Origin of the sequence: Arthrobacter sp. UYCu511 (assembly GCF_040547105.1) — a bacterium.
Classification (GTDB): domain Bacteria; phylum Actinomycetota; class Actinomycetes; order Actinomycetales; family Micrococcaceae; genus Specibacter; species Specibacter psychrochitiniphilus.
In genome coordinates this window covers 46,241-57,828 of sequence record NZ_JBEPPB010000011.1, presented here as the reverse complement: position 1 = coordinate 57,828, position 11,588 = coordinate 46,241, and the positions used below count along the sequence as shown (strand labels likewise).

12 protein-coding genes are annotated in these 11,588 nt (G+C 64.0%); 3 read left to right on the top strand and 9 right to left on the bottom strand.

The annotated features are described in order from the left end of the window. Positions 1-10: 10 nt before the first annotated feature. On the bottom strand, positions 11-1,885 hold the full coding sequence (locus ABIB48_RS14340; protein WP_354213422.1) for an AfsR/SARP family transcriptional regulator: 1,875 nt from the start codon (positions 1,883-1,885) through the stop codon (positions 11-13). Positions 1,886-2,019: 134 nt separating this feature from the next. Here ABIB48_RS14340 and ABIB48_RS14335 point away from each other — a divergent pair, with 134 nt between their 5' ends. Next, positions 2,020-2,811, top strand: coding sequence for an SDR family NAD(P)-dependent oxidoreductase (locus ABIB48_RS14335; protein WP_354213421.1), 792 nt, complete (start codon positions 2,020-2,022; stop codon positions 2,809-2,811). A gap of 103 nt (positions 2,812-2,914) precedes the next feature. On the opposite strand, the gene ABIB48_RS14330 is transcribed toward ABIB48_RS14335, so the two are convergent. Both ABIB48_RS14330 and ABIB48_RS14325 read right to left on the bottom strand, forming a co-directional pair. Then, a complete protein-coding gene (locus tag ABIB48_RS14330; RefSeq protein WP_354213419.1) occupies positions 2,915-3,565 on the bottom strand; it encodes an isocitrate lyase/PEP mutase family protein in 651 nt (216 codons plus the stop codon). Positions 3,566-3,714: 149 nt separating this feature from the next. Beyond that, positions 3,715-4,008, bottom strand: coding sequence for a metal-sensitive transcriptional regulator (locus ABIB48_RS14325; RefSeq protein WP_110107151.1), 294 nt, complete (start codon positions 4,006-4,008; stop codon positions 3,715-3,717). Between the two features lie 72 nt (positions 4,009-4,080). Between ABIB48_RS14325 and ABIB48_RS14320 the strand changes: the two genes are divergently transcribed. Next, entirely contained in the window at positions 4,081-4,284 is a 204-nt protein-coding gene (locus tag ABIB48_RS14320) for a DUF8730 family Cys-rich protein (protein ID WP_315914884.1), read from the top strand. Between the two features lie 54 nt (positions 4,285-4,338). Here ABIB48_RS14320 and ABIB48_RS14315 read toward each other — a convergent pair whose 3' ends face one another. The 6 genes from ABIB48_RS14315 to bioB form a co-directional block, all read right to left on the bottom strand. Beyond that, positions 4,339-5,016 (bottom strand): GTP pyrophosphokinase, encoded by a 678-nt coding sequence (locus ABIB48_RS14315; protein ID WP_110107149.1) that lies wholly within the window; start codon positions 5,014-5,016, stop codon positions 4,339-4,341. A 123-nt stretch (positions 5,017-5,139) separates the two neighbouring features. Then, entirely contained in the window at positions 5,140-5,877 is a 738-nt protein-coding gene (gene bioD, locus ABIB48_RS14310) for a dethiobiotin synthase (RefSeq protein WP_110107148.1), read from the bottom strand. 36 nt (positions 5,878-5,913) lie between these two features. Then, entirely contained in the window at positions 5,914-6,984 is a 1,071-nt protein-coding gene (locus ABIB48_RS14305; RefSeq protein ID WP_110107147.1) for a cytochrome P450 family protein, read from the bottom strand. Further along, entirely contained in the window at positions 6,981-8,216 is a 1,236-nt protein-coding gene (locus ABIB48_RS14300; protein ID WP_354213418.1) for an aminotransferase class I/II-fold pyridoxal phosphate-dependent enzyme, read from the bottom strand. Before ABIB48_RS14300 ends, ABIB48_RS14305 begins: the two co-directional genes overlap by 4 nt. After that, a complete protein-coding gene (locus ABIB48_RS14295; RefSeq protein WP_354213417.1) occupies positions 8,216-9,544 on the bottom strand; it encodes an adenosylmethionine--8-amino-7-oxononanoate transaminase in 1,329 nt (442 codons plus the stop codon). The genes ABIB48_RS14300 and ABIB48_RS14295 overlap by 1 nt, the downstream gene beginning before the upstream one ends. Continuing rightward, positions 9,537-10,661, bottom strand: coding sequence for a biotin synthase BioB (gene bioB, locus ABIB48_RS14290; RefSeq protein WP_354213416.1), 1,125 nt, complete (start codon positions 10,659-10,661; stop codon positions 9,537-9,539). Before bioB ends, ABIB48_RS14295 begins: the two co-directional genes overlap by 8 nt. 144 nt (positions 10,662-10,805) lie before the next feature. Between bioB and ABIB48_RS14285 the strand changes: the two genes are divergently transcribed. Continuing rightward, positions 10,806-11,339: a TetR family transcriptional regulator gene (locus ABIB48_RS14285; RefSeq protein WP_354213415.1), complete on the top strand. Its 534-nt coding sequence runs from the start codon at positions 10,806-10,808 to the stop codon at positions 11,337-11,339. Positions 11,340-11,588: the final 249 nt, after the last annotated feature.

Sequence of the window (11,588 nt, the reverse complement as noted above, 5' to 3'; positions counted from 1 at the left end):
TCTCAATAGCTCACAGTAGGAACCGTCCCAACCCCTCCAGCAAAGGTTGGACAGGGCCAAGGTCAACGGCCCCGCTGCCAGCGGCCCGCTCGGCAGCGGCCGGCAGCAGGGCCTGGTACGCGTGTTGGGCCGCGGCTCGGTGTCCACTTTCCAAGGCAGCTAACCCGATCAAAAACCATGCCACCTCCATGAGTAGATCGAGCGGCGGATCCGGGCAGGAGCCCAACGCAGACAGCGCCTCAGCCGTGTGCCCGGTGCGGACCAGCAGCAGAGGCCGCACCCACGGCTCGTACGGACCAAAATCCCCATCCGGCAATTCGCCACCGGTCCGGACAGCGGCGGTTAGGGCAGCAAGTTCTGCCAGCCCGCTCCTGAACCCGGGCATTTCACTGCCAGCAGGAGGAGGCGGACCGTCGGCAAAGGTCCAGCGGAACCATGCGGTGAACACCGACGCCAGGGCGCGGTCGTGGCGGGCAGCCAGCTGGTCGATGGCAGCTGCCTGCGCGGACGCAGCAGCTATGTCATCCAGGGCGCACAACGCCTGCATACGGATCAAGCGGCCTTCAATCTCGAAGGTGGGCAGCTCCGCCGCCACCGCAAGGGCGATGATTTCACCACCCAGCGTGTCGCGTACTTTGGCCAGGCCCGCCGTCGAAAATGTCTGTAAATAGCGGGCGCTTAACGCAAGGCACAACAGGGCCGGATCGTTGAGCCGACGGGCAATGGCCTCCGCCTCGGCAGCCTCGACCAGCCTGTCCGTGATGCCGCGAGACTCCATGGCCACCGTGGCCAACAGCCGTGCCCGCACCCGCTCCGAAGACCCCGCCGGTAGCGCCACCAAGGTGCGCTCGCCGGCCGCAACAATGGCCGCCGACACTTCCGGATCATCGGGCCGGGTCCAGCAACTGGGCACATCAAATCCTGTGATGACACGCCCCGTCAGCTCCGGATCGCCCACCTGCTCGGCGGCCTCGATCGCAGAGCGGCGCTGCTGCGCGGCAAAGTGAACCGAACCGGACACGGCCAGCAGCGGTACCAGCGCCGCAACCCCCTCCAGCCCCGAACGGGTCCCGGTACCCGCAGCCCCGGTGACGGTGCGCAGCAAAAGTGAGTGACCGGCGTCGTCCGCGTCCAACGCGGGGTCCTGACGATGGATGCGCAGCTCAAGGTCTGCCAGTTCTGCGCCGGGATGGAGCCCCAGGCTGCCTTGAAGAACGCTGCGGGCCCGGACCAGCACGTCGAGAGCCTCTCCACGGCGCGCCGCACGGTAGTGCGCCAACGCGAGCAACCGCCAGCCCTCCTCCCGCCACGGATGTTCGTCGGTGTGGGAAGCGAGAAGTTCGACGGCGTCTTCCGGACGTCCCAGCGCAAGGCGCGCTGCGGCCAGTTGCTCAAGGATGTTGGCCCGCAGCCCGGCAATCCGAGTGCACTCACCCCGGGCCCAGCCACGGTCGGTGAACTCCTCGAACGCGGCGCCGTGCCATTCCTGCAGCGCCGTGGCCAGCACGAATTCCCGGGTAGCCGCAGCCATCCCGCCCGCAGCCTTGATGGCCGTTTCCGCACGCCGCAAGTCAACCGCGTCGGGTTCCAGACGGAGCAAATACCCGCCGCCTGTGGTGAGCAGAACGGCAGGGGGAGTGTGGGGTGGGCGCTGTGGTTCCAAGATGCGGCGCAGCTCGCCAATGAAGGTTCGCACAGCTCCAACAGCGCCGGCCGGTGGCTCCTCCCATAGGTCTTCCACGAGTTGCTGGGTAGACACTGTTCGGCCACGGGCAGTGATCAGTATGCCAAGAATCTCCCGATGCCGCGCTTTCGAGAGGCGCACCGCGATTCCATTCACGTCCGCACCAATGGCCCCGAGGACGCGGATCCGAAGCTGGCTCATCCGTCCAGTCTAGTGGGCCGTGGCCGGGCTGATCGGGCGCTGATCCGTCCATGGGATTCTCAAGATGGTGCTGCGCCGGAACCGCCGGTGCGGGACGTGGCCGCTATGGCTGAACTCAACAGCAAGGGAAATACATGGATCTGGAACTCACAGGCAAGAAGGCGTTCATCAGTGGATCGAGCCAGGGGATCGGTTACGCGATTGCGAAGGCACTGGCTCGGGAGGGTGCAGCGGTAGTGCTCAACGGCCGGGATCCGGAAAAGCTAGCAGAATCGGTCCGGAGCCTAGAACTCGAGGTGCCCGGAGCTTTGGTTTCCGGGGCGGCTACCGATTTTGCCGACCCCGCTCAGGTAGCACAGCTGTGTCAGGAACTGGGTAGTGTGGACATCCTAGTGAACAACGTGGGCCTCTTTGAGCTGAAACCTTTCACTGACATTTCCGACGACGACTGGCAGCTCTACTTCGAGGTCAACGTGCTCAGCGGAGTGCGGCTGGCTCGGCACGTGATGCCAGCGATGCTGAACCGCGCCTGGGGCAGAATCATCTTTGTGAGCAGCGAATCTGGCGTGAACGTGCCGGCGGACATGATTCATTACGGTGCTACAAAGGCAGCGATGTTGGCCCTGGGAAACGGGCTTGCAAAGCTCACCCGTGGCACGGCAGTCACAGTGAATTCCGTGCTGGGCGGGCCTACCTATTCCGATGGCGTGGCGGAGACGGTGGAGTCGTTGGCTCAGCAGCAGGGGATTACCGCCGATGCTCTGAAGGCTGCGATCATGGCCGGGACGCCCACCTCACTGCTGGAGCGGTTCATAGCACCTGCGGAGATCGCGAACATGGCAGCATTCCTTGCCAGCCCCAAGGCTTCGGCGACGAATGGCGCCGTCGTGCGCGCGGACGGCGGGGTGCTGACGGGGTTGCTATGAGAGTGGCGGGAAAACGTCACTGAATGGTCTGCTCAGCCACAGCTTCGGTGCGTTCAGGCTCGAAATCCAACCCTAAGCCGGGCCCTAGTCCGGAACGTACCGGTCACCCATTGTGGAACTCCACCAGCATGGCCTGCATATCCCAGTACGGCGTTGCGGCGGGAACCGGTGTGACGTCGCGCAGGTCGCCCACCACGTTGACGGCGGCATCCACGGAAACGCGGTAAGGAAGAGAATCTGAGTTGACGCGGCGGACGCCGAGCCGCTCCAGTTCGGCCACCGTCAGGGTTGCGTGCGCAAGGACGTTCAGGGGATGTTCGATTCCTGCGGCGATGCTGCGGATATCGTCCGCGGCGGACAAGCCAAGGACGAAGATCCCGTTCGCGCCGGCATCGGCGTAAGCTCGGGCACGGAGCAGCACAGCCTCGACAGTGGCGTTCTTGGCAAACCAATAGTTGTCCACTCGGGCGTTGAGAAACACGTCGGGGGTGCTGTGCTTTAACGCCGCAATCTTTGCCGCTGAGAGCGCCGGGTTCACCAAATGCCCGTCCGTACTGTCCTCCAAGTTCACCCCGTCCACGCCGAGTGCTGACAGCTTGGCCACGAATCGAGCAACTTCCTCGGGGTCGTCGGAGTAGCCGTTTTCAATGTCGGCGCTGACATGTACCGGAAGCCTGCCCAATCCCGATACCAAGGCGAGCGTTGCCGCTTTGCTGGCGTGCCCGCCGTCGGGCATTCCAGCGCTGGCGCGCACCCGTCCCCGCCTGCGTCAACAAGATCCGCGCCCGCCTCCCCTAAATGCGCCCGGTCTAGCGGGCGCGGAATGGGGGAGCGGTAGCGGATGTTTCAGGGCGGCCATGTTCCGGGCCGCGGGGCAGTGAGGCGCAGCCAGGCTGGCCCCATTTAGGCCAGGGACAGGAACAGTTTCTCCAGCTTTCCGCTGTCCAGGTCCTGACTTTCCCCTGAGGCGAGGCATTCCTTCAGGCTGCCCGCGACCAGTCCGAAGCCTGCCCGATCCAGAGCCTTGCCGACGGCGGCCATCTGCATCACGATGTCTTCGCAGTCGCGCCCTTCCTCAAGCATCTTAATGACGCCCGCCAGCCGGCCCTTGGCACGGCGGGACGGTTGATGATGGGCTTTGAGTCTTCCCCTGACAGCTGCTTGGCACTCCTTGGTTCTTTCAGGTGGACTTGACATAATACCCTAGGGGGTATGTAAAGTATGAGTTGGAGATACCCACAGGGGTATCTAGGAATGAGGAGAAACCGCATGTGCCGCGCCGTGAACTGCAAGAGCTGCAACAAGACCACCTGGGCCGGCTGCGGCAACCACGTTGATGAGGTGATGCGCCATATCCCCAAAGCGGAGCGCTGCTCCTGTGACCGCAATGCGCCCAAATCTGCGGCACCGAAATCTGCGGCCCCCAAGGCCAGCTCCGGCGGCTGGTTCAGCAGGCTGTTTGGCGGAAAGTAGGACGATCGTTGAGCCGCAACCGCGATCACCTCGCAACCGCGAGCACGCCGAGGGCTAGTCGCTGACCTCGTCCGTTTCTGTGGACTTGTGCCGTACGGCCAGGACCTCCTCATGGATCCGTTCCATCTTGACGTCCAGGTTGTTGGCCACCCGGGCAGCGTCCTGGAGTTCCTGCAGCAGGGCCGCGGGAATTTCCTCGTCGAACTTGTAATAAATTTTGTGTTCCAAGCTCGCCCAAAAGTCCATGGCGATGGTGCGGATCTGGATCTCCACGCTCACCGTTTCAACGGAGGCGGATAGGAAGACCGGGACGGACACAATCAGGTGCAGGCTCTTGTACCCATTTGCTTTAGGGGAGGCAATGTAGTCCTTCACCCGCAAGACGGTCACGTCCCGCTGGGAGGAAATCATCTCCGCCACACGGTAGACGTCGGAGATGAAGCTGCACGTGATGCGAATGCCCGCAATGTCGTGGATGTCCCCGCTGATAGCAGCGAACGAGGGCTCCATCCCATCGCGGCTGATCTTTGCCAAAATGCTCTCAGGCGTCTTCAGCCGTGAACTGACGTGCTCAATGGGGCTGTAGTCATGCAGATGCTCAAATTCAGACTTCAGGATGTTGATTTTTGTCATCATCTCGTCAATGCCGAATTGGTAGGAGAGCATGAACCGGGCAATGCCGGTGCGGAACATCTTGAGGGTCTCGAGCGGCAATTCGTGGCGGGCTGGCATTGCTGATGGTTTCCTTCTGGTGCGGTGGAGCGGGCCCTGAGCCTCTCGATTCTAGCTCGCGACTCTGGCAGCCCCCTGTCAGGGATACGCTCGATTTCCCGCCACCGCCGCCTGCGACTGTCCCTAGGACCAATTCGGCAGTTTGAGCCATTCTGAGGCCTGGGCGCGGAACGTCTCCGGTGCCAGTTGGGCTGCGCCGGCTGGCAGGGTGCCCAGGAAGTTCACTCCCTGCCCCTGCAGCGAATCCAGATTGCTCACTTCCACGTACGACGGCGCCGCGGGCCACGCACCAATCACCAATGCGGGCGCAGCCACACCCCTGTGGTGCAGGGCTTCCAACGTGAGCCCCGTATGGTTCAACGTCCCCAAGGCGCTGCGGCACACCACCACGAACGCCGTCCGGATGGTGAGCGCGTCAGATCCCTGGGCTGCAGCACGCTCAACAACTCTCTGGTCAACCAGGGCAGCCAGTTCGGCAATGGTATTGCCCTGTCCGTCCAGGGTCACAAGCAGTCCGCCAGCCCCTTCAACGAGGACATGGTCGTGGCTTGCCGCCAGCTCGAGGATGCGTGCGGCATGGTCGGCCAGGGAGGGAAGGTCCCGGTTTTCACGCAGTGCAGCCGCATCCGGGGCCATGGGATACCTCAGCCGAATGCCCTCGTGGACGTTTTTCACGCCGCTGAGCCGGGCCACCTCGGCCATGTCTGCGGGGTCGTCGCAGGAGACACCCGTCTGCGTCGGCTTGTACACGGCCACAGTGTCACCGTCCGCTGTCAGCGCTGCGGCGAGTGCCGCCGTCGTTATTGTCTTTCCCACGTCCGTGTCGGTGCCGGTGACATAGCTGATGGTGGATTCGCTCATGGGGTTCCTTTCCGGATACCTATAAATAGGCGTGATTTAGTGAGGTTGAGTGGCGTGCACCGTCAGCGGTGCCTGGAATGAGAGCAACCGCAGCCACTGCGGCGGATCTCCCGCGGGCATGAGGCCGGGCAGGGCTCGGGCCGTTTCCTCCACCACCAGTGCGGTTTCCAGCTCGGCCAGTTTGGCGCCCAGACAGCGGTGCAGGCCGTACCCGAACGCCAACGAGAACGCCGAAGCAGCCGCGTTCTCAGGGTGTTGGCCTGTCAGCTCCAGCAGGATCTCGGCCCCGGACGGGATGGCGGTGCCCTGTAGTTCGGTGTCATGCAGGGCAGCCCGCCGCCACGTGTGGACGGAGGATTCCGTGGCCAACACGGCCTTGATATGGGCGCGGGCGGCCTCCGGGTCCGCGAGCGATGCCCACCCTCCCGCTACTTGCCCGAGTTCCAGCCCGCGGTAAAGCGCCGTATTGATCAGTAACGAGGTGGTTTCCTGGCCCGCAATGACGAGGAAATAGCCCAGCGAACAGACTTGAGCGCTCGTGAGCCCGGCAGCATCCAAAACACCAAACAGCGATGCCGTGCCCTTGGCTGCCGCAACTTCCTGGCGCAGCCACACATAGAACTCGGCCGCACTGTGGGCCAGTTCCACCTGCCGCTCGGGATCGGGCCAGCCCCAGAACAGCTCCAGGGAGTCCCTGCTCCAGCGGTTCAACAGGTCCAAGTCCGGGGTGGGTTGGTCCGTCAGCTCGGCCATGACCAAGGGTGGAATGTGCCGGCCCACGGCATCGCCCAGATCCAGCGGACCGTGCGCAAGTTCAAGCTTCGCGGCAGCCAGGCGCTGCTGCGAGAGTTCGCGCACGCGCGGCTCGATCGCCGCCACCTTGGCCGGGGTGAAAAATTTCCCCACCATGGTGCGCACGGCGCGGTGCTGGGCGCCTGTGGCGGAGGCCAATACGGGTGGCAGCGCAAAACGCGCCTTGCTGAGAATGCGCAGGGTGGCAGGAGCCAGCGGCACCACCGACGTCAGCGCATTCGTAGGCGCGAAGTCGTCCGTGCGGGCCATGACCTCCTTGACCTGGGCGGGCTCGCCAATGACTAAATAACTCATGCCGGATTACTCGCTTTTCCGTGGTTGATGCTTGCCATGGCACTGCTTTCAGTGACACTGTTTTCGGCGGCATTGTTGGCCGCAGCCAGGACCCGGGTCAGGGCAGTGATGCCGGTGTCGAGCTCCTGGGCCGTGAGGTTGGCGCGGGCCGTGAGCCTGAGCCGGGACACACCGTCGGGCACGCTGGGCGGACGGAAACAGCCCACCGACACCCCCTCCAACCGCAGCTCCGTGGTGATTTCGGCAGCCAGTGCCGCGGACCCAACAGGGACCGACTGCACGGCTCCGGCTGACGGGGCCACCCCGCAACGCCGCGCCAAAACCTCTGCATTGCGCAGCAGTGCGGCGGCCAGCCCGGGCTCCTCCCGGACAATGGCGGCAGCACGTGCGCCCGCAGCAGCTGCCGCAGGTGCCAACGCGGTATCAAAAATGAACGTCCGGGCCGTGTTCACCAGATGCTCGCGCAACAGGGCCGATCCCAGCACGGCCCCGCCCTGGGAGCCGAGTGCCTTGGATAAGGTGGCAGTCGCGGCAACATGGCCCGCCCCGGCCAACCCCGCCGCAGCAACAGCCCCCCGCCCGCCGCCGGCAACACCAATCCCGTGCGCCTCATCCACCAAAAGCAGGGCGTCGTACGTGGCGCACAGCGCGGCAGCGGCCGCAAGATCTGCCGCGTCCCCCAAGACTGAATAAATGGATTCAAGCACGACGACGGCCCTCGGCTGAGTGCGCCCGGCCAGTGCGGCGGCAATCGCGTTCAGGTCATTGTGGGGCACCTCCACCGCGGGGGAGCGGGAGAGCTTGATCCCGTCACGCAGGGAAGCGTGGACGTGGGCGTCAAAGATCATCAGGGTTCCCGGGCCGCCCAACGCCGCGAGCACGCCCAGGTTGGCGGTGTAGCCGCTGGAAAATGCCAGTGCCGAGTCATGGCCCGTGAGCAGGCACAATTGCTCCTCGAGGTACTGGTGAGCCTGATTGGTGCCGCACACCACGCGGGAAGCGCGGGCCCCGGCACCGTGATCGTGCAGTGCCTGGACGGCCGCCTCAATGACGCGCGGATCGGCGGAGAGACCCAGATAATCGTTGGAGGCTAGGTCAATGACTGCGCCTTGCGGGGTTGCGCCACGCTGCAGCCCGCGCCGTTCCCGGACCTCGGCGCGAGAATGGAGCCAGACGTCCATGGCAGTTTGCGGGCAGGCTGTTGGTGCTGCGGTAGTTGGTGCACCCGCCATTAGCCGTGCACCTGGGACGCTGCGGCGCAGATGCCTGCGCCAATGGTAGCCACTTCGTGGGGTGTGATGATGAACGGCGGCATGGTGTAAATGAGGTTCCGGAACGGCCTGACCCACACACCATGGTCCAGGGCAGCCGCTGTCACAGCCGGCACGTCCACGGGAAAATGCAGTTCCACAACGCCCACGGCACCCAAGACCCGCACCTCGCGCACAGATTCCAGCTCCATGGCCGGTGCCAGTGCTTGTTCCAGACTCTGCTGAATTCCAGCAACTTGCTGCTGCCAGGTCCCTTCCGCCAACAGGTCCATGGATGCGCACGCAACAGCACACGCGAGGGGGTTGGCCATGAACGTGGGCCCGTGCAGCAGCGCCCGCAGTGGTGATTCGGTGACCACGGCGGCCACGCGTGCCGAACACAACATGGCAGCCAGGCTCAGGTAGCCCCCTGTCAGAGCCTTGCCCACGCACATGATGTCCGGGGCAACATCTGCCCATTGGGAGGCAAACAGCTTCCCGGTCCGGCCAAAGCCGGTGGCAATTTCATCAACAATCAACAGCAGCCCGTGCTCATTCGCCACGCGGCGTGCGGCCGTCAGAGCCTCCGGGGCATAGAAGAACATGCCTCCGGCCCCCTGAACCACTGGCTCAACAATGATGGCTGCCAGCTCGTTGCTATGGCTGCGCACCGTCTCCTCGAGTACGGCAATCCACCGGGACACGGACTCCGCATCGGAGACGAGCGTTCCGTTGACAAGGTGTGCTGCGGGCGGGCGGGGCAGAAACAGTTGCTGCGCAATATTGGCCGGAAACGCGGAATGCATGCCATCCACGGGATCGCACACGCCCATGGCGGCAAAGGTGTCACCATGGTAACCGCCACGCAGGGCCAGGAAGCGGTTGCGGCCGGGCCGGCCGCGCCCCAACTGGTGCTGTCCCAGCTGGTATTGCACGGCCAGTTTCAGCGCCACTTCCACCGATACGGAGCCGGAATCGGCAAAGAACACATGGTCCAGACCTGTCATCTCTGTCAGCTGTTCGGCGAGCCGGACAGCAGGTTCGTGGGTCAGCCCGCCAAACATGACGTGGCTAAACCGTCCACTCTGTTCCACCAAGGCCGCGTCGAGTGTTGGGTTCTGGTAGCCGTGGATGGCCGACCACCACGAACTCATGGCATCTAATGCCTCAAAGCTGCGGCCATCTGAACCCGTGAGGCTCAGCTTTGTGCCGTTTGCCCCATGTACCGCGTACGGCGGGTGCCCGTCCAGTGGCGCATAGGGGTGCCACAACAAGCCGCGGTCACGCTCAATCAGGGAGGCCTCAGGCATTGGGCGCCAGCGCGGTGCCTGCTCCCCGGCGGCGGATGGTGGGATTGGCGCCGGAGGAGGTCTCGGCGTCGTGCGTGCCGTGGCAACCGCAACCACCGGAAGACTGGCTCCCGCACCCCTGCTGGGTGGCGGCTTCCGGACTGCCCAGGACCACGAAGCCGTTGTCCGCGATCATGTCCAGATCGGCCTGCCCGGCCTGGCCCTCGCTGGTGAGGTAGTCACCCAGGAACAGCGAGTTGGCCACATGGAGGGCGAGCGGCTGGAGCGTGCGCAGGTGCATTTCGCGACCGCCAGCCATGCGTAGCTCAGTGCTGGGGCAGGCGAAGCGGACAAGGGCCAGAACGCGCATGCAGGCTGCGGGTCTCAGGAGCCAGGTGCCTTCCAGCGGGGTGCCGTCAAAGGGCATGAGGAAGTTGACGGGGATGGAGTCGCTGCCCAGCTCGCGGAGGGCGAAGACGGCATCAATGAGATCCTCGTGGCTTTCCCCCATGCCTACGATGATGCCGGAGCAGGGGGAGAGGCCAGCGGCCTTGGCATGCTCCACCGTTTGTACGCGGTCGGAGAATTCATGGGTGGAGCAAATCTTTGCGTACATGGATTCGCTGGTGTTCAGGTTGTGGTTGTAGGCGTCTACTCCGGCCGCCTTCAAGCGTCCGGCCTGGCCGTCCTTGAGAATGCCCAAGCACGCGCAGACCTCCACGTCCGGGTGCTGGTCCTTGAGTTCTGTGACCATCCCGGCCACACGGTCCACGTCACGGTCGGTGGGGCCCTTGCCGCTGGCCACCATGCACACCCGGGAGGCGCCGGCACGAATTCCGGTAGCGGCTTGGGCCACGGCGTCTTCCGGCTTCAACCACGTGTATTTAAGGATTTGCGCGGCCGAGCCCAGCCGCTGGGAACAGTACGTGCAGTCCTCCGGGCATAGGCCGGATTTCAAGTTTACGAGGTAGTTGACCTTGACCGTGTTGCTGAAATGGGTCCGGCGCAGCCGTGCAGCAGCAGCCACCACTTCCAGCAGTTGCTCGTCGGTGGATTCGAGGATGGCAAGGGCCTCATGGTGGGTCAAGGTGGCGCCGCTCAGCTGGCGGGTGGCTAGGTCATCAAAGTAATTGAACACCGTTCAAGTTTGTGTGTTGAGGGTGCCCCTGTCAATTGAGGCGCTCGCAGCTGGGATGCGAATGAGGATAGGCGGGGGGCATGGGGGAAGATGGGACGGGTGCCGTTGGGGTATCCGGGCACTCTTGATAAGGACACTCATTCCATGGCGTTGACACGCGAGCAGATAGTAGCGGCGGCCATGGGAATTCTGCGCGAATACGGGCTGGCCGACCTCTCCATGCGCCGTTTGGCGCGCGATCTCCAGGTGCAGCCAGGAGCCTTGTACTGGCATATCAAAAACAAGCAGGAACTGCTGACCGTTCTGGCCGGAATGATCCTGGACACGGTTGGTGAGCCGGCGTCTCTGCGGGAGCTGGCCATGGCTATTCGTACAGCGTTATTATCGGTGCGCGACGGCGCTGAGGTGGTGGCATTGGCTCAGGTGCTGGTGCCACACGCCGATTCGCCGCTGCTTGCGGTGCGTGCCTTGATGGCCGTGCAAGGAATGTCTGCGCCTGCAGATCAGTGGGCTGCCGAGGCGCTCATTCACTACATTATTGGTGCCGTTACGCAGGAACAGACCCGGGCGGGGCTTGTCCGCGCGGGCCTTCTGGAAGAACCGGACCACGACGCCGACGCGGCCTTTGACTTTGGCCTGGGGATTTTCCTGGCGGGGCTCAAGATCTCAGGCGAGTAAATCTGCCTGACGTTGCCCGGTTGCCCGGTTGCCCGCTGGCCCTACTGGAACTGTTGGCCCTGTTGGATGGCCTGCTGTGCTGGGCTGGGCTTGGCTGTGCTGGGCGCGGCGTGCCTAAGCTCGCCCAGCACGCAGAGGCGGACCGGAAGTACTATTTGGGCCAAATCATCTAGAGGACTCCTCGTCAAAGAGAGCTAAGTGTTGAGCGTGATAGTTCGAGGCCAGGTTGCCTGTGGGCGGACCGATAAT